This window comes from Kitasatospora sp. NBC_01560, assembly GCF_045208415.1.
Taxonomy (GTDB): domain Bacteria; phylum Actinomycetota; class Actinomycetes; order Streptomycetales; family Streptomycetaceae; genus Kitasatospora.
Window position 1 is genome coordinate 3,787,708 of sequence record NZ_CP109364.1, and the last position, 17,232, is coordinate 3,804,939.

14 protein-coding genes are annotated in these 17,232 nt (G+C 72.7%); 5 read left to right on the forward strand and 9 right to left on the reverse strand.

Annotation, left to right across the window (positions count from 1 at the left end; all coding sequences use genetic code 11):
• Positions 1 to 35: 35 nt before the first annotated feature.
• Complete coding sequence (locus OH807_RS16240; RefSeq protein ID WP_406199147.1) at positions 36 to 1,304, reverse strand: LCP family protein; 1,269 nt, start codon at positions 1,302 to 1,304, stop codon at positions 36 to 38.
• A 234-nt stretch (positions 1,305 to 1,538) separates the two neighbouring features.
• Here OH807_RS16240 and OH807_RS16245 point away from each other — a divergent pair, with 234 nt between their 5' ends.
• Positions 1,539 to 2,876, forward strand: coding sequence for a UDP-glucose dehydrogenase family protein (locus tag OH807_RS16245; RefSeq protein ID WP_406199150.1), 1,338 nt, complete (start codon positions 1,539 to 1,541; stop codon positions 2,874 to 2,876).
• Positions 2,877 to 2,921: 45 nt separating this feature from the next.
• On the opposite strand, the gene OH807_RS16250 is transcribed toward OH807_RS16245, so the two are convergent.
• From OH807_RS16250 to OH807_RS16270, 5 genes are all read right to left on the reverse strand, one after another.
• Complete coding sequence (locus OH807_RS16250; RefSeq protein ID WP_406199152.1) at positions 2,922 to 4,412, reverse strand: glycoside hydrolase; 1,491 nt, start codon at positions 4,410 to 4,412, stop codon at positions 2,922 to 2,924.
• A gap of 202 nt (positions 4,413 to 4,614) precedes the next feature.
• Positions 4,615 to 5,034, reverse strand: coding sequence for a CoA-binding protein (locus OH807_RS16255; protein WP_406199154.1), 420 nt, complete (start codon positions 5,032 to 5,034; stop codon positions 4,615 to 4,617).
• Between the two features lie 104 nt (positions 5,035 to 5,138).
• On the reverse strand, positions 5,139 to 6,359 hold the full coding sequence (locus OH807_RS16260) for a dipeptidase (protein WP_406199157.1): 1,221 nt from the start codon (positions 6,357 to 6,359) through the stop codon (positions 5,139 to 5,141).
• 23 nt (positions 6,360 to 6,382) lie between these two features.
• The gene (gene purE / locus OH807_RS16265) at positions 6,383 to 6,919 is read right to left on the reverse strand and encodes a 5-(carboxyamino)imidazole ribonucleotide mutase (protein ID WP_406199159.1); all 537 of its coding nucleotides are present in this window, start codon (positions 6,917 to 6,919) and stop codon (positions 6,383 to 6,385) included.
• Positions 6,916 to 8,034: a 5-(carboxyamino)imidazole ribonucleotide synthase gene (locus OH807_RS16270; protein ID WP_406211013.1), complete on the reverse strand. Its 1,119-nt coding sequence runs from the start codon at positions 8,032 to 8,034 to the stop codon at positions 6,916 to 6,918. Before OH807_RS16270 ends, purE begins: the two co-directional genes overlap by 4 nt.
• 268 nt (positions 8,035 to 8,302) lie before the next feature.
• On the opposite strand from OH807_RS16270, the gene OH807_RS16275 reads away from it, so the two are divergent.
• Together OH807_RS16275 and OH807_RS16280 are read left to right on the forward strand one after the other, a co-directional pair.
• Positions 8,303 to 8,896: a GtrA family protein gene (locus OH807_RS16275; protein ID WP_406199162.1), complete on the forward strand. Its 594-nt coding sequence runs from the start codon at positions 8,303 to 8,305 to the stop codon at positions 8,894 to 8,896.
• 104 nt (positions 8,897 to 9,000) lie between these two features.
• Complete coding sequence (locus tag OH807_RS16280; RefSeq protein WP_406199164.1) at positions 9,001 to 9,696, forward strand: ester cyclase; 696 nt, start codon at positions 9,001 to 9,003, stop codon at positions 9,694 to 9,696.
• Positions 9,697 to 9,802: 106 nt separating this feature from the next.
• Here OH807_RS16280 and OH807_RS16285 read toward each other — a convergent pair whose 3' ends face one another.
• Positions 9,803 to 11,050: an ATP-binding protein gene (locus OH807_RS16285; protein WP_406199166.1), complete on the reverse strand. Its 1,248-nt coding sequence runs from the start codon at positions 11,048 to 11,050 to the stop codon at positions 9,803 to 9,805.
• A gap of 57 nt (positions 11,051 to 11,107) precedes the next feature.
• Positions 11,108 to 11,782 (reverse strand): response regulator transcription factor, encoded by a 675-nt coding sequence (locus tag OH807_RS16290; RefSeq protein WP_030290974.1) that lies wholly within the window; start codon positions 11,780 to 11,782, stop codon positions 11,108 to 11,110.
• A 329-nt stretch (positions 11,783 to 12,111) separates the two neighbouring features.
• Here OH807_RS16290 and OH807_RS16295 point away from each other — a divergent pair, with 329 nt between their 5' ends.
• Entirely contained in the window at positions 12,112 to 13,620 is a 1,509-nt protein-coding gene (locus tag OH807_RS16295) for a peptide MFS transporter (RefSeq protein WP_406199169.1), read from the forward strand.
• Positions 13,621 to 13,796: 176 nt separating this feature from the next.
• Positions 13,797 to 15,899 carry a prolyl oligopeptidase family serine peptidase gene (locus OH807_RS16300; RefSeq protein ID WP_406199171.1) on the forward strand — a complete coding sequence of 701 codons (2,103 nt, stop codon included), beginning with the start codon at positions 13,797 to 13,799 and terminating at the stop codon, positions 15,897 to 15,899.
• A 99-nt stretch (positions 15,900 to 15,998) separates the two neighbouring features.
• On the opposite strand, the gene hutI is transcribed toward OH807_RS16300, so the two are convergent.
• Positions 15,999 to 17,192 (reverse strand): imidazolonepropionase, encoded by a 1,194-nt coding sequence (hutI, locus tag OH807_RS16305; protein ID WP_406199174.1) that lies wholly within the window; start codon positions 17,190 to 17,192, stop codon positions 15,999 to 16,001.
• Between the last annotated feature and the right edge of the window lie 40 nt (positions 17,193 to 17,232).

Below are 17,232 nucleotides of genomic sequence, written 5' to 3' on the forward strand. Positions count from 1 at the left end.
TAGATCCTAGGGCTCCGACCTGCGGCTGCCTAGGTTCAGTCGACGTCCGTCCCGAGGGTGTCGCCCGCCCGGTGCTCCTGGAAGTACTGCGGCATCCGGTCGTTGCGCATCGCCTCCCAGAGCTGTGCGGCCGGGCGCTCGTCCAGCAGCACGACGCTCTGCCCGTCCCGGGTGTCGAAGCCGCCGAACGGCGCGTTCATGAACCGGACGTCGTCCGGGCGCAGCGAGCGCAGGCCCCAGGCGAGTTCGTAGAGACCGCTGTTGGAGAGCCGGTCGTCGACGCTGACCACCTCACCGACCGACTGCAGCAGGCCTCCCAGCCGGGACGGGCTGGTCAGCGTGCCCGAGTCCATGATCCGGAGCATCAGCGCGCGGAGGAAGTTCTGCTGCCGCTTGGTGCGGTCGAGGTCGCCGCCGGGCAGCCCGTACCGCTCGCGGACGTAGAGCAACGCCTGCGCGCCGTCCATGTAATGGGTGCCCGCCTCCCAGGCCCGGGCCTCGCCGACCGCCTCAATGGTGCGCGGGACGGTGATGTCCACCCCGCCGACGGCGTCGGTGAGGGCGCGGAAGCCGTTCCAGTCGACCACGGCGAGGTGGTCGATCCGGATGCCGGTGAGGTTCTGCACGGTCTCGGTCATCAGTGCCGGGCCGCCCCAGGAGTACGCGGCGTTCAGCTTGGCCTCGCCGTGGCCGGGGACGGACACCCAGGTATCGCGGGCCAGCGAGACCAGGGAGGCGCTCCGGCGGTCGTCGGAGAGGTGCAGCAGCATCATCGTGTCGCTGCGGGCCGCGCCGGCCTGCCAGACCGGCGCCCGGGCGCTGCTCCCGGTGGTGGGGACGTCCGAGCGGGCGTCCAGGCCGACCAGCAGGAGGTTGAGCCCGCCGGCCGGAACGGGCTGCGGCTGCGCCGACTCCGGCACGGCGGGGAAGGCGTTCGGGATCCTGGTGACGGACGAGGCGTAGTGCTCGGCCACCAGGTAGAGCGCGCCACCGGCGCCACCGGCGAGCACCAGCAGGACGGCGAGCGTCCAGAGCAGGACGCGGCGGGTGCGGCGGCGGCGGGCCGGCGGCTCGGCGGCGGGCCCGGACGGGCCCGCGCCGTCCGGGCGCGGCCCGAAGAGGCTCAGCCCCGACGGCTCCGGCCGCTGCTCCGGCTCCGGCTCCTGTGCGGGATCCGACTCCTGTTCCGGTTCCTGCTCCGGGTCCTGCTCCGGGTCCTGCTCCGGTTCGGGCCCAGGGGGCCCGGCCGCGTCCGCGCTCCCGGTTCGCCCCGCACCGTCCGCACCCTCGGGCTTCGGATCCATGCGCGCATTGTGCCGCCGGTCACACCGCCGTGCGGGAGTTGTGGCGGGTTCGCGCACCTCCGCCCCGCATCCTGCCCGGAAACCGCCCGTCCCGTGGCCGGGACCCCCGTCCTCCCGGGACGGCCTGGGCCGGGCCGGTGGGGGCGGCTAGCATCAGGGGTCGCACCTCATGTCCGTCCCGGTCCGTCCAGGTCCATCCAGATCCGTCCAGGCCGAACCCGCAAAGGGGAACCCGTGACCCTCCGCATCTCCGTGATCGGCACCGGCTATCTCGGCGCCACCCACGCCGCCGCCATGGCGGAGTTCGGCTTCGAGGTGCTGGGCCTGGACATCGATCCGGAGAAGATCGCCACGCTGACCGCCGGCCGGGTCCCGATGTACGAGCCGGGCCTGTCCGAGCTGCTGCTCAAGCACGTGGCTGGCCACGAGGGTTCGACCGGCCGGCTGCGCTTCACCAGCTCCGCCCAGGAGGCCGCCGAGTTCGGCGACGTGCACTTCGTCTGCGTCAACACCCCGCAGCGCAAGGGCGAGTTCGCCGCCGACATGTCGTACGTGGACGCGGCGATCGACGCGCTCGCCCCGCACCTGACCCGCCCGGTGCTGGTGGTCGGAAAGTCCACCGTCCCGGTCGGCTCGGCGAACCGGCTGGCCGAGCGGCTGGCCGCGCTGGCGCCGGTCGGCGAGGGCGCCGAACTCGCCTGGAACCCGGAGTTCCTCCGCGAGGGCTTCGCCGTCCAGGACACCCTGCGGCCGGACCGGATCGTGGTCGGCGCCCGCAGCGAGCGCGCCGAGCAGCTGCTGCGCGAGGTGTACGCGGACCCGATCGCGGCCGGGGTGCCGTTCGTGGTCACCGACTACGCCACCGCCGAGCTGGTCAAGGCCGCCGCCAACTCCTTCCTGGCCACCAAGATCTCGTTCATCAACGCGATGTCGGAGGTCTGCGAGGCGGCCGGTGCGGACGTCACGATGCTCGCCGACGCGCTCGGCCACGACGAGCGGATCGGCCGCAAGTTCCTGAACGCCGGTATCGGCTTCGGCGGCGGCTGCCTGCCCAAGGACATCCGCGCGTTCATGGCCCGGGCCGGCGAGCTCGGGGCCGACCAGGCGCTGACCTTCCTGCGCGAGGTCGACTCGATCAACATGCGCCGCCGCTCCCGGATGGTCGACCTGGCCCGTGAGCAGTGCGGCGGCGGCTTCCTCGGCCGCCGGGTGGCCGTGCTCGGCGCCGCCTTCAAGCCGAACTCGGACGACATCCGGGACTCCCCCGCGCTGAACGTGGCCGCCCAGATCCAGCTCCAGGGCGCCCAGGTCACGGTGTACGACCCGAAGGCGATGGACAACGCCCGCAAGATGTTCCCGGGCCTGGCCTACGCCGAGTCCCCGCTGGAGGCCGCCGAGGGCGCGCACGTGGTGCTGCACCTGACCGAGTGGCAGGAGTTCCGCGCCCTCGACCCGGCCGAGCTGGGCGCGGTGGTCGCCGAGCGCCGCCTGTTGGACGGCCGGAACGCCCTGAACGCCGACGCCTGGCGCGCGGCCGGCTGGACGTACCGGGCCCTCGGCCGCCCCAGCTGACCCGCGGTTCCCCGGCCGGGCGGGCCCGGCCGGGGCGTCCTGCGGCTACAGGTGCACGTCCTCGATCTCGAAGGTCTGCACGGTGTCGGCGCCGCACTCCGTCCAGAAGCGGCTGCCGTGCAGGTAGGTGTCCTCGTACTGCCGGTAGTGCTCACCGCTCTCGGGGAGCGTGCCCGTGACCCAGCGCCGGACCAGGGCCCCGTCGCGGCCGGGCTGCCCGAACCTGGAGAGGTCGAAGTTGATCCACTGGCCGGGCCCGTGGTTCACCGCGACGACGACCAGCTTGTGGTTGGCGTCGTCGTACGCCGCGACCGCGTCGGGGTGGCCGGAGTCGACGATCCGCATGCCGGGGCGGATGTGCCGCATGTACTGGGCGAGCACGTAGTACTTGGGGTTGACGGCGCCGAGCACGCCGCCGGTGAGCGTGATCGGCCCGTAGGTGTGCCAGTCGAGGATCTGCCAGACCAGCCAGGCCGACGCGCGGAGCCAGCGGATGTCCCAGTTGAGGTTCCGGGCGAGGACCAGGCCGCCCGGGTCATCATCGCCGTACTCGGACTGCCAGATCTTCTTGCCGTCGGCCGCCACGACCCGGTACAGCGCGTCGCGGTCCTCGTAGAACTCGTAGCCGTGGACGCTGACCCGCCCGACCGCGGCACGGGTGGCCGCGTCGAAGGCCGGGCTGGTCCAGGTGTTCGCCGCCCAGCTGTACGCGTACTCGTCGAGGCCGGTGACGATCGTCCCGGACAGGTCCCGGGCGTCGAGCTGGGCGCGGGTGAGCCGGATCAGCTCGGCCTGCTGCTCCTGGGAGTAGGAGCAGCCCTCCTGCCCCCGGCTGACGCCCGGCGCCCCCCACCCCATGCCCGGCTCGTTCATCGGCTGCACCGACGCGAAGTCGATGCCCCAGTGGTCGTGCGCGTAGCGGGCGACGGTCGCCAGGTAGGCCGCGTGCCGGCCGAAGTTGCCGTCCTGGAGGTTGCAGCTGCCGTCCGCGGCACCGGTCGGGTCGTCGTTCTTCAGCATCCACCACTGGGGCGAGTTGGCGAACAGCTCGAAGGTGTCGGCGCCCCGGGCCTTGGCCAGTTGCAGGACGGCGCGCTGGTTGGCGTCCGCGGTCCAGTCGAAGCTCGCCGAGTACGGGTCCGCCGAGTACCAGTCGCGCTGGAAGCCCTCGATCTGCTTGAAGCCGTCGAGCTGTTCGTTCTGCCGCACCATGCGCCGGCCCTCGACGACGTTCGTCCCCGACGCCCCGGCGCAGTAGCGGACGATGTTCATCCCCAGGCCGGGGACCTGCTCGCCGCGGAAGGCCACCGTCTTCCGGGTGAAGAACAGGTCGGCCAGGTCCTCGCGGGGGCCGAGCTGGTTCGCCCACCAGCCCAGGCTGGTGCCCCACCCCTCCCACGTGGCGGCGCCCCACCCGGGCGCCGGGTCGACCACCACGTTGTAGTCCGCCGCCCCGGCCCGGCCGGCCGCGGACACCACGGCCATCGCCCCCAGCGGCACCCCGGCCAGACCGCGCAGCACTGTACGACGCTCCATCAAACCCCCCTGAGCAGCACGCCCGACGCACCGGCGCGCGAAATGATTCGTGCACCGGTCGGTGCCGCTCGGAGCCTAGCGAAAGCCCCCCGCGGCACCGCAAGCACTTTCCGGCTGCGCTTCCGGGCACGACGGAGGGGCCCGCCGGTCAGGGTCGACCGACGGGCCCCTCCACCCGAGCTCCAGGCTTGTCGGACAAGCCCTAGGCCGGCCGGCCCCCGAGCCGCGGGATCTCGATGGCGGGGCACTTGTCCATCACCATCGCGAGACCGGCCGCGCGCGCCCGGTCGTACGCGGCCTCGTCCACCACACCGAGCTGGAACCAGACGGCCCGGGCCCCGACGGCCACGGCCTCGTCGGCCACCGCGCCGGCGAGCTCGGATCGGACGAAGGTGTCGACCACGTCGACCTCGAACGGGATGTCCGACAGCGCCGCGTACCCCTTCTCGCCGTGGACCGTCCCGGCCTTCGGGTGCACGGGCACGATCCGCTTCCCGTAGCGCTGCAGCACCTCGGCCACGCCGAACGCGGCGCGGCTCCGGTTGGACGAGAGGCCGACGACGGCCCAGGTGTCGCCCAGCTCGGTAAGGATCCTGCGCACCGTCTCCGGGTCGCCGTACATGCCCTGCCTCCTCGCAGCCGCGGACTCACCACTCCCAGCGCGCCGGGCCGGCCGGCCATTCCCGGCGCTGAGCCGGCCCGCCCCGGCGGCGTGAACGGACGGGCTCAGCCGTCCAGCCCGGCCAGGGTGGCGATGGACGGGCGGCGGGTGGCCCGGAGGTCGCGGGCGACGGCCTCCGCGTCGCGCAGGACGCGGACGGCGTTGTGCCAGGTCAGCTTGGAGAGGTCGGCCTCCGACCAGCCGCGGTGGAGCAGTTCGGCGATCAGGTTGGGGTAGCCGGCCACGTCGTCCAGCCCGGCCGGGAGGAAGGCGGTGCCGTCGAAGTCGCCGCCGATCCCGATGTGGTCGATGCCGGCCACCTCGCGCATGTGGTCGAGGTGGTCGGCGACGGTCGCCGGGGTGGCGACCGGGCGCGGGGAGGACTCCTCGAAGGCCCGCTGGCAGGCCATCGCGGCCGGGGTGGTGTCGAGGTGGTCGAAGCCGTGGGCGCGCATGTTCTCGTCGGCGGCGGCCGTCCACTCGATGGCCGCGGGCAGGATGAACTTGGGCACGAAGGTGGCCATCGCCACCCCGCCGTTGGCCGCCAGCCGGGCGAGCACGTCGTCCGGGACGTTGCGCGGGTGGTCGCAGACGGCGCGCGCGGAGGAGTGCGAGAACAGCACCGGCGCCTCGCTGACCCGCAGGGCGTCCCGCATGGTGTCGGCGGAGACGTGCGAGAGGTCGACCAGCATGCCGAGCCGGTTCATCTCCCGGACGACCTCCTCGCCGAACCGGGTCAGGCCGCCGGCCGCGGGCTTGTCGGTGGCGGAGTCGGCCCACGGGGTGTTGTCGTTGTGCGTGAGCGTCATGTATCGGACGCCGAGCTCGTACAGGGCGCGCAGGGTGGCCAGCGAGCAGTCGATGGAGTGTCCGCCCTCGGCGCCCATCAGGGAGGCGATCCGGCCCTCGGCGCGGGCGGCCTCCATGTCCTCGGCGGTGGTGGCGAGGCGGAGCCGGTCGGGGAACCGCCCGGTCAGGGCCCGGACGAAGTCGATCTGCTCCAGGGTGGCGCTCACCGCGTGGTCGCCGGCCAGCCGCGTGGGGACGTAGACGGACCAGAACTGCGCGCCGACCCCGCCCGCGGCGAGGCGGGCGAGGTCGGTGTGCAGGCGGTCGCGCTGGTCGGCGGCCAGGTCGAGCGCGTCGAGGTCGTAGCCGGCCTGCTCGCGCATCGCCCAGGGGAGGTCGTTGTGCCCGTCCACGACGGGGGCGTCGCGCAGGACGGCCCGGGCGCGCTCCAGCAGGCCGGCGGGGGTGGCGGAGGGATCCAGCAGCTCAGAGGTCATACGAGCTGTTGTATCCGACAGGACTACTTTCCGAAGCCGAAGGAGGAGGAACCCGCCACCTTGGCCCGAAGCTTCTTGCCCTTCTCGGTGGCCTGGCTGTTCAGCTCGGCCTGGAAGTCGGTCATCCGCTCGGTGAGCTCCGGGTCGAACGCGGCCAGCATCCGCACCGCCAGCAGGCCCGCGTTCCGGGCACCCGCCACCGAGACGGTGGCCACCGGCACACCGGCCGGCATCTGGACGATCGACAGCAGGCTGTCCATGCCGTCCAGGTAGCGCAGCGGCACCGGCACGCCGATGACCGGCAGCGGGGTGACCGAGGCGAGCATGCCCGGCAGGTGGGCCGCACCGCCAGCGCCCGCGATGATCGCCTTCAGGCCGCGCGTGTGGGCGCTCTCGCCGTAGGCGACCATCTCGCGCGGCATCCGGTGCGCGGAGACGACGTCCACCTCGTAGGGGATCTCGAACTCGTCCAGGGCCTGGGCCGCGGCCTCCATGACCGGCCAGTCGGAGTCCGAACCCATCACGATGCCGACGAGCGGGCCGTGGGAAGAGGAGGTCATTCGGTGATCGTTCCTCGCAGGTAGGCGGCCGCGTGGCGGGCGCGCTCGCGGACGTCGTCGAGGTCGTCCCCGAAGACGTTGACGTGACCGACCTTGCGGCCGGGCTTCACGTCCTTCCCGTACATGTGGATCTTCAGGCCCGGGTCACGGGCCATGCAGTGCAGGAAGGCGTGGTACATGTCCGGGTAGTCGCCGCCGAGGACGTTCACCATGACGGTCCACCGGGCACGCGGCCGGGGGTCGCCGAGCGGCAGGTCCAGCACGGCCCGCAGGTGGTTCTCGAACTGCGAGGTGACGGCGCCGTCCTGGCTCCAGTGCCCGGAGTTGTGCGGCCGCATGGCCAGCTCGTTGACCAGGATCCGGCCGTCCCGGGTCTGGAACAGCTCGACCGCGAGGTGGCCGGTGATGTCCAGCTCGCCGGCGATCCGCAGGGCCAGCTGCTGGGCCTCGTCGGACAGGGCCGGGTCGAGGTCCGGCGCCGGGGCGGTGACCTCGGCGCAGACGCCGTTCTCCTGGAGGCTCTCGACCACCGGGTAGGCGACGGCCTGGCCGCTGGGCGAGCGCACCACGTTGGCGGCCAGCTCGCGGACGAAGTCGACCTTCTCCTCGGCCAGTACGGGGACGCCGGCCAGGAACGGCGCCTGCGCCTGCTGCTCGTCGCCGACGACCCAGACGCCCTTGCCGTCGTAGCCGCCGCGGACGGTCTTCAGCACCACCGGGTAGCCGTCGCCCTCGTTCGCGAAGGCGGTCACGTCGGCCGGGTCGGCGACGATCCGGTGCCGGGGGCACGGCACGCCGATGGAGTCGAGCTTCGCCCGCATCACGCCCTTGTCCTGGGCGTTGACGAGCGCGTCCGGGCCGGGCCGGACGGCCACGCCGTCGGCCTGGAGGGCCCGCAGGTGCTCGGTGGGCACGTGCTCGTGGTCGAAGGTGATCACGTCGCAGCCGGCCGCGAAGCGGCGCAGCGTGTCGAGGTCGCGGTAGTCACCGAGGACGACGTCGGACACCACCTGTGCGGCGGAGTCCTGGGGCGTGTCGGCGAGGAGTTTGAACCTGACCCCGAGCGGGATGCCCGCCTGGTGTGCCATGCGGGCCAACTGCCCGCCGCCGATCATGCCCACCACTGGAAAATTCGCATTGCCCGGGGAAGTCACCCCGCCAGGATATCCGGGCCGGTGGGGGGCCGTGGAACCGCTCCGCCCCGGACGGCGTCCCAGGGGGGACGAGGTCCGCGGGGCTGAGCCGATCGGCGGAACCGGGTAGCCTGGACCGCTAGGTCCTGGTACGCGTGGTCAGATCATGTGCGTGCACGCAGGGCTCAAGGGCCGACCGAGCATCCCGCTCCGGGCCCCCTCGTCCGCAGGTACATGGAGGCAGCCCGGTATGGCGACGACCGCAGCGTCGAACCCCTCGCTGGCGCAGAGACTGCGCGGGATGTCGGGCGAAGTGGTGAAGTTCGCCGTCGTCGGCCTCAGCGGCGTGGTGGTCAACTTCGCGGTCTTCTGGATCTGCCTCAACGGCTTCCACCTGGCCTCGCTGCGCTCCAACATCGCCGCGACCCTGATCGCCATCACCACCAACTACCTCGGCTACCGGTACTGGCTCTACCGGGACCGCGACGCCGCCTCCCGCAAGCGCGAGATCACCCTCTTCCTGCTGTTCAGCGGCGCCGGCATGCTGATCGAGACCGGGGTGCTGGGCTTCTCGGTCTACGTCCTGGGCCTGGACTCGCACTTCGAGCAGCTCGCCGCCAAGGTGGCCGGCCTCGCGGTGGCCACGGTGTTCCGCTTCGTCTCGTACCGGACGTGGGTCTTCACCGCGCTCCCCGAGCCGACGGTCGGGGCCGATTCGCAGCCGGCGGCCGAACCGCAGCCGGCGACCCCGGCGGAGGCCGGGTCGGAGCCCGAGGCCGCCCTGGTCACCCAGGCCGAGCTGCTGCTGGCCGCCCAGGAGATCCGGTACGCCAAGGCCGAGTAGCGGCCCCGCTTGCCGTGCCCCGGTCCGCGAGAGGACAGTGGTTACCGAGGGCGAGCACGGACGGCGGACGATCGAGGCACCGGGGGGTCCTCAGGAGGCTCGCCATGACGTTCGTCCAGATCATCGAGTGCAAGACCGACCGGTTGGACGACCTCAACCGGCTCATGGACACCTGGGCCGAACAGACCAGGGGCCGGCGGACGGCCGGCCACGCGATGGTCACCACCAACCGCGCCGACAGCAAGCACGTCGTGGAGATCGTGGAGTTCGCCTCGTACGAGGAGGCCATGCAGAACTCCCACCTGCCCGAGACCGACCGGATCTTCCGGGAGATGGTGGCGCTCTGCGAGGAGCCGCCGACCTTCACCGACCTGGACGTGGTGCGGGACGCGCAGTTCAACAAGGCCACCGCCACCCGCCTGCTCGGCGAGGTCTCCCGGGGCAACCTCGATGTGATCGACGAACTGATGGCCGCCGACTACTGCGACCACGACTTCGCGAGCGAGGGCGACGCGATGGGCACGGCGGCGTTCAAGGAGCGCTGCGGCGGCTACGTGGGCGCCTTCGACTTCACCTTCGAGATCGAGAGCCAGATCGCCGAGGGCGACGAGGTCGCCACCCGGTGGACGTGGCACGCCACGCAGAAGGCCGACTTCATGGGCATGCCGTCCACCGGCAAGTCGGTCGTCGGACGCGGGACGACGACCTTCCGCTTCGCGGACGGCATGATCAAGGAAGGCTGGTGGCAGTGGGACGTCATGGGCCTGATGCGCCAGCTCGGCATGATGCCCGGCTCCTGACGGCCGGCCCCCGACAACTGCCACCCGCACCGGGGCTGCGCCAGTCGTCCCTGTGACTTCGTCCCAGGCTGCGCTAGTCGTCCCTGTGACTTCGTCCCAGGCTGCGCTAGTCGTCCCTGTGACTTCGTCCCAGGAAGAGCGCGAACACCGCCGGCTTCAGTGAGAGCAGCTCCAGCCGCCCGCCGTCCGCCTCCGCGAGGTCGCGGGCGACGGCCAGGCCGATGCCGGTCGAGTTGCGGCCGCTGACCGCGCGCTCGAAGACCCGGTTGCCCAGTTCCGGCGGCACCCCGGCGCCCTGGTCCTGCACCTCGGCGACCACCGACGTCCCGGACGGCCGCACCCGCAGGGTGATCGTCCCGGCGCCGTGCATCAGCGAGTTCTCGATCAGGGTGGCCAGCACCTGGGCGACCGTGCCCGGGGTGCCGACCGCGGTGACCCCGCGCAGGCCCTCCACCTGGAGCACCCGGCCGGTGCCGCGCAGCGACGGGCCCCACTCCTCCACCTGCTGCTTGACGACCTCGTCGAGGTCGAAGGCGACGGCGGTGGGGCTGCGGGGGTCACGCTGCGTGGTCAGCAGTCGCTGGACGACGTCGGTGAGTCGTTCGACCTGCTGGAGGGCGATGGTCGCCTCCTCCTTGACGGTGTCCGGCTCCTCGGCGAGTGCGGTGATCTCCTCCAGCCGCATGGACAGCGCGGTGAGCGGCGTGCGCAGCTGGTGGGAGGCGTCGGCGGCGAGCCGCCGCTCGGCGGTGAGCATCCGGGCGATCCGTTCGGCGCTGACGTCCAGCACCTCGGCGACCCGGTCCAGTTCGGGCACCCCGTAGCGGCGGTCGCGCGGCCGGGGGTCGCCGGAGCCGAGCCGTTCGGCGGTCTCGGCGAGGTCGGTGAGCGGGCGGGCGAGCCGTTTGGCCTGCCAGACGGCGAGGGCGACGGCGGCCTGGACGGCGAGCAGGGCGACCACGCCGAGCAGCAGCAGCATGTTGGCGATCTCGCGGTCGACGGCCGCCCGGGACTGCTCGACGGTGACGGTCTCGCCGCTGGCGCCCTGTTCGACGGCCTTCAGCAGGTGGTTCCCGGCGGGCCGCGCGCCGCTGGAGACGGGCTCCTTGCCGGGGATGTCCACCTCGACGTACTGGCCGTCGGTGACCTGGTTGGCGAACTTGTCGCCGGTGACCGGCTCGCCCGCGGCGAGCCGGTTCTCCACCAGGGCCAGGACCCGGACGGCGGCGGCGTCCACCCGGTCCTGGGCCGCGTTGACGATGGTGCGCTTCTCCACCAGGGCGAGGGGGACGCAGAACACCACGACCACCACGAGGACGACGCCGAGCAGCGAGTTGATCATCCGGCGTTTCAAGCTGCTGCTCCCCGTGGTGGTGCGAACCCCGGGTCCGGTCGCGGACCCTTTCGGGGGCTAATTCTTCTCGAAGCGGAAGCCCACCCCGCGCACGGTGGCGATGTAGCGCGGGTTGGCCGCGTCGTCGCCGAGCTTCTTGCGCAGCCAGGAGATGTGCATGTCGAGGGTCTTGGTCGAGGTCCACCAGGTGGTGTCCCAGACCTGGCGCATGATCTCCTCGCGGGTCACCACCCGGCCGGCGTCCCGGACGAGCACCCGCAGCAGCTCGAACTCCTTGGCGGAGAGGGTGAGCTCCTCCTCGCCGAGCCAGGCCCGGTGCGACTCGATGTCGATCTTCACCCCGTGCGCGCCGGTGGTGAGCTGGTCGACGTTGCCGCGGCGGAGCAGGGCCCGGACACGGGCCAGCAGTTCGGCGAGACGGAAGGGCTTGGTGACGTAGTCGTCGGCTCCGGCGTCCAGGCCGACCACCGTGTCCACCTCGTCGGCGCGGGCGGTGAGCACCAGCACGGGGCAGCTCTTGCCGTCGGCGCGCAGGCGGCGGCAGACCTCCAGGCCGTCCATCTCGGGCAGGCCGAGGTCGAGGACGACGAGGTCGACCTCCTCGGTGAGTCCGGCGGCCAGTGCGGTCGGACCGTCCTCGCGGACGAGCACCTCATAGCCCTCGCGTCGCAGGGCCCGGGCGAGCGGTTCGGAGATCGCCGGGTCGTCCTCGGCGAGCAGCACACAGGTCATGTGGTGATGGTAGTCCGCCGGGGTATGTCCGCCGACGCTGTGAGGTAGTTCACAGAGCGTGATCGTTATACGGAGCGCGATCACCGGTCAACGGGCCCATCACAACCGCCCGTTCGGCGAATATTCCACTCCCGACTCTTGCATCTGAAGGAACATATCCGGCTCTACCATGGATATGCCGATCAGATCGGCGGCAAACTTTGCCATCGCCATACCTAATTGGCGGGTTTTGTCAGCCGATGCCGCCAAATATCGCCACGTACAGTGGTTTGGTCCACGTCCGCCGCCACCCCCCTTGGCGGACGCTGTCAGGCAAGGAACCACTACACATGGCGTCTACGACCCTGGAGCCCGGCGTTCAGCCGGTCTCTCCCAGCGGCAAGACCTTCCTCGGGCACCCCCGGGGCCTCGCCACCCTCTTCATGAGCGAGATGTGGGAGCGCTTCAGCTACTACGGCATGCGTGCCCTGCTGGTGCTCTACATGACGGCCTCCATCGCGGAGGGCGGGCTCGGCATGAAGGCGGCTGTCGCCGCCGCCGTGTACAGCGTGTACACGGCCATGGTCTACCTGCTCGCCCTGCCGGGCGGCTGGATCGCGGACCGCTTCCTCGGCGCGCGCAAGACCGTCGCCGTCGGCGGCTCGATCATCATGATCGGCCACTTCCTGCTGGCCGTGCCGGCGAGCGTGTCGTTCTTCGTCGGCCTCGCGTTCATCGCGGTCGGCTCGGGTCTCCTCAAGGCCAACATCTCGACGATGGTCGGGCACCTCTACGACGGGCCGAACGACCCGCGCCGGGACGGTGGCTTCACCATCTTCTACATGGGCATCAACCTCGGTGCCTTCGCCGCCCCGCTGATCATCGGCACCGTCGGCCAGAGCGTGAACTGGCACCTCGGCTTCGCCCTGGCCGGTATCGGCATGGCGCTCGGCCTGACCCAGTTCCTCCTCGGCACCCGCCACCTCAGCGCCAAGAGCGACGTGGTGACCTCGCCGATCTCGCCCGCCGAGAAGAGCGTGATCTTCAAGAAGGCCGGCCTCTGGCTGGCCGTCGCCGCCGTCTTCTACGCGGTCGTCGCCCTGACCGGCCACTTCACCATCAACTGGGCGATCTGGCCGCTGTCGATCGCGGGCATCGCGATCCCGGTCTTCGTCTTCGCCAAGGTGAAGCGCGACAAGGACCTCGACGAGACCGAGCAGTCCCGGATGAGCGGCTACATCTGGTTCTTCGTCGCCGCCGCCGTCTTCTGGATGATCTACGACCAGTCCGGCTCGACGCTGAGCATCTTCGCGGACGAGAACACCGCGTCGAAGCTGTTCGGCTTCAACTTCCCGTCGACGTGGTTCCAGTCGCTGAACCCGCTGTACATCATGGCGCTGGCCCCGGTCTTCGCCTGGCTCTGGGTGGCCCTGTCCCGCCGGGCCAAGAACCCCAGCACCACCGTGAAGTTCGCCTTCGGTCTGCTGATGATCGGCGCGTCCTTCCTCGTCATGATGCTGGCGATGGCGGCCGCCTCGGGCGGCACCAAGGTCACCCCGCTCTGGCTGGCCCTGGTCTACCTGGTCCAGACCGTCGGTGAGCTCACCCTCTCCCCGGTCGGCCTCTCCGTCACCACCAAGCTGGCCCCCACGAAGTACGCCAGCCAGATGATGGGTGTCTGGTTCCTCGCCGTCACCGCCGGTGACTGCGTCGCGGCCATCTCCCAGCTTGTCCTCGGCGACAAGGTGGTCGGCTCCACCGGGTACTTCGCGGTCCAGGGCGTGCTGGCGATACTCGCCGGTGTGGCGCTGTGGATGTACCGCAAGAAGGTCGTCCGGCTGATGGGCGACGTGCACTGACGTCCTGCCCCTGGCAGAACCGGCCACCGGGGCCGGTGCGGATTCCTGAGATCCGCACCGGCCCCGGTGGCGTTCCCACCCGCCTTCCCGGCCGCTTCCCGGCCGCTTCCCGGCCGCCTTCCCGGCCGGGCGGTATTTCCCGACGGGCCGGCGGCGCGCCGTGCGAGGGTGTCGGGATGCCGACCGACTCGCTCCCCCGCCAGCTCGCCCGCACCAGGCGCTTCACCCTGGGTGCCCCCGCCCAGCCGGCCGTCTCGGCCGACGGCCGGACGGTGCTGTTCCTGCGCAGCCGCGCCGGCGACGACCCGCTGTCCTGCCTCTGGGCCCTCGACACCGCCACCGGCCGGGAGCGGCTGCTGGTCGATCCGGCCTCGCTCGGTGCGGGCGACGATGAACTCCCCGAGGCCGAGCGGATCCGCCGCGAGCGGGCCAGGGTCCTGACCAGCGGCATCACCGCCTTCACCACCGACGCCCCGGGCCGGCTCGCCGCCTTCACCCTCGGCGGCGCCCTCTGGCTCGCCGACACCACCGACGGCACCGTCCGCCCCGTCCCGACCGCCTCCCCGGTGTACGACCCGCGCCTCGACCCGTCCGGCCGCCTGGTCGCCTACGTCGGCGACGGCGCCCTGCGCGTGGTCGGGGCGGACGGCGGCGGCGACCGGGCGCTCGCCGAACCCGAGCAGGAGGAGGTGACGTACGGGATCGCCGACCACGTCGCCGCCGAGTCGATGTACCGCACCCGCGGCCACTGGTGGTCCCCGGACGGCACCGCCGTGCTCGCCGCCCGCGTCGACAACCGGGCGCTGAGCCGCCTCCACCTCGCCGACCCGGCCGAGCCCCGGCAGCGGCCGCGGGCGATCCGCTACCCGCTGGCCGGGACGGCCAACGCCGACGTCTCGCTCTGGCTGCTCGACGCCGCCCCCGGGCCCACCGGCGCCGGCGGCCGCACCGAGGTCCGCTGGGACCGGGCCGGCCACGAGTACCTGACCGCCGCCGGCTGGGACGGCCACGGCCCGTACGCCGCCGTGCAGAGCCGCGACCAGCGCAGCGTCCGCACCCTGGCGATCGCCCCGGACGGCAGCACCCGGGCCCTGGCCGAGCAGACCGACGAGCACTGGGTCGAGCTGGTCCCCGGCCTGCCGGCCCGCACCGCCGGCGGCGCGCTGGTCGACTCCGCCGACCACGGCGACACCCGGCACCTCACCGTCGACGGCAAGCCCGTCACCCCGGCCGGGCTGCAGCTGCGCGCGGTGCTCGGGACGGACGGCGAGCAGGTGCTGTTCACCGCCACCGACGAGCCCACCGAGACCCACCTCTGGCTGTACGAACCGGCCACCGGCGCCCGCCGGCTGAGCGACGGGCCGGGCCTCCACACCGGTGTGCGGCGCGCCGGCACGCTCGTCCTCACCACCCGGCTCGACGGCGCCCCGGCCGGCCGGACGACCGTCCTGCGCGAGGACGGTCCGCCGCTCCCGGTGGTCTCGTACGCGCAGCGGCCCGTCCTCGCCGCACGGCCCGAACTGCTCCGGCTCGGCCCGCGCGATCTGCGCGCCGCGCTCTTCCTGCCCGCCGGCCACCGCCCCGGGGGCGGCCCGCTGCCCGTCCTGCTCGACCCGTACGGCGGCCCCGCGATGCAGAAGGTCACCACCGGCGGCGCCTGGTGGACCCTCGTCTCGCAGTGGTTCGCCGAGCAGGGCTTCGCCGTCCTGGCCGTGGACGGCCGGGGCACCCCGGGACGCGGGCCGCGCTGGGACAAGGAGGTCTTCGGCGACAAGGCCACGCCGGCCCTGGCGGACCAGGTCGACGGCCTGCACGAGGCCGCCCGCCTGCGGCCCGGGCTGCTGGACCTCGACCGGGTCGCGATCCGCGGCTGGTCCTACGGCGGCTACCTCGCCGCGCTCGGCGTCCTGCGGCGCCCGGACGTCTTCCACGCCGCCGTGGCCGGGGCCGCCCCCACCGACCAGCGGCTGTACGACACGCACTGGCAGGAACGGTTCCTCGGCCACCCCGACGAGCACCCGGAGCGCTACGACGCCTGCTCGTTGATCGCCGACGCGCCCGCACTGCGCCGCCCGCTGCTGCTGGTCCACGGCCTCGCGGACGACAACGTGTTCCCGGTGCACGCCCTGCGGCTCTCCGCCGCGCTGCTGGCTGCCGGACGCCCGCACGAGGTGCTGCCGCTCAGCGGCACCACCCACACGCCCTCCGACGAGGCGGTGGCGGAGAACCTCCACCACCACCAGCTCGACTTCCTGCGGCGCTCGCTCGGCCTCGGCTGAGCGCCGAAGCCCGCACCCCCCGTCGCGCCGGGCGACGGGCGACGGGCGACGGGGGGTGCGGGAGGGGGTACCGGTGGGGTGCAGGGGCGCGGGCGGTGCTCAGACCTCCCGGACGCCGGCGCGCCAGACCGCCGCCGTCAGCGGCACGCCCGGCCGGTAGGCCAGGTGGACGTGCGAGGGCGCCTCCAGGAGCTGGAGGTCCGCGCGGTCCCCCACCCGGACGGAGCCGACGTCCGTCCGCCGCAGCGCCTGCGCGCCGCCCGCGGTGGCCGCCCAGACCGCCTCGTCCGGCGTCATCCCCATCTCCCGCACCGCGACCGCGAGGCAGAACGCCATCGAGCTGGTGAAGCTGGATCCGGGGTTGCAGTCGGTGGAGAGCGCGACCACCGCGCCCGCGTCGAGCAGCCGCCGGGCGTCCGGGTACGCGGCCCGGGTGGAGAACTCCGCGCCCGGGAGCAGGGTGGCCACCGTGGCCGAACCGGCCAGGGCGGCCACGTCCTCGTCGGTCAGGTGGGTGCAGTGGTCGGCGGAGGCCGCCCCCAGCTCGACGGCGAGCTGCACGCCCGGCCCGTAGGAGAGCTGGTTGGCGTGCACCCGGGGGGTGAGGCCCCGCTCGATCCCGGCGGTCAGGATCGCCCGCGCCTGGTCCCCGTCGAAGGCGCCGTTCTCGCAGAACACGTCGACCCAGCGGGCGTACGGGGCGCAGGCGTCCAGCATGTCGCCGGTGACCAGGTCGACGTACCCGGCCGGGTCGTCCGCGTACTCGGGGGCGACGACGTGGGCGCCCAGGTAGGTGGTCTCCGGGGTGTACGAGGAGGCGATCCGCAGCGCGCGGGCCTCGTCCACGACGGTCAGCCCGTAGCCGGACTTGCACTCGATCGAGGTGGTGCCCTGGCGCAGCGCCTCGCGGACGAAGCGGGCCAGGTTGGCGTCCAGCTCGGCGTCGCTCGCGGCCCGGGTGGCGGCCACCGTGGTCCGGATGCCGCCGGCGGTGTACGACTGGCCGGACATCCGGGCGTTGAACTCGGCGGTGCGGTCGCCCGCGAACACCAGGTGGGCGTGCGAGTCGACGTAGCCCGGCAGCAGCGCCCGGCCGGCCGCGTCGAACCGCTCGTCGGCGGCGGGCGCCTCGGCCGCCGGACCGACCCAGGCGATCGTGCCGCCGTCCACCACCACGGCCGCGTCGGTCAGCAGGCCGAGCGGCCCCGTCCCGTGCGCGGGGTCGTTGGTGACCAGGCTGCCGATGCCGGTGATCAGGGTGCTCGGGGCGCCCTCGGTCTTCGGGGTACTCACGTCAGGCCTTTCGGGAATGGGCGGGGGCGGGGCGGGTTCG

Bases quoted from the DNA above. Each gene is read 5' to 3' on its own strand.
- OH807_RS16240 (WP_406199147.1), bottom strand. From the start codon at position 1,304: ATGGATCCGAAGCCCGAGGGTGCGGACGGTGCGGGGCGAACCGGGAGC.
- OH807_RS16250 (WP_406199152.1), bottom strand. From the start codon at position 4,412: ATGGAGCGTCGTACAGTGCTGCGCGGTCTGGCCGGGGTGCCGCTGGGG.
- OH807_RS16255 (WP_406199154.1), bottom strand. From the start codon at position 5,034: ATGTACGGCGACCCGGAGACGGTGCGCAGGATCCTTACCGAGCTGGGC.
- OH807_RS16260 (WP_406199157.1), bottom strand. From the start codon at position 6,359: ATGACCTCTGAGCTGCTGGATCCCTCCGCCACCCCCGCCGGCCTGCTG.
- purE (WP_406199159.1), bottom strand. From the start codon at position 6,919: ATGACCTCCTCTTCCCACGGCCCGCTCGTCGGCATCGTGATGGGTTCG.
- OH807_RS16270 (WP_406211013.1), bottom strand. From the start codon at position 8,034: ATGATCGGCGGCGGGCAGTTGGCCCGCATGGCACACCAGGCGGGCATC.
- OH807_RS16275 (WP_406199162.1), top strand. From the start codon at position 8,303: ATGGCGACGACCGCAGCGTCGAACCCCTCGCTGGCGCAGAGACTGCGC.
- OH807_RS16280 (WP_406199164.1), top strand. From the start codon at position 9,001: ATGACGTTCGTCCAGATCATCGAGTGCAAGACCGACCGGTTGGACGAC.
- OH807_RS16290 (WP_030290974.1), bottom strand. From the start codon at position 11,782: ATGACCTGTGTGCTGCTCGCCGAGGACGACCCGGCGATCTCCGAACCG.
- OH807_RS16295 (WP_406199169.1), top strand. From the start codon at position 12,112: ATGGCGTCTACGACCCTGGAGCCCGGCGTTCAGCCGGTCTCTCCCAGC.
- OH807_RS16300 (WP_406199171.1), top strand. From the start codon at position 13,797: ATGCCGACCGACTCGCTCCCCCGCCAGCTCGCCCGCACCAGGCGCTTC.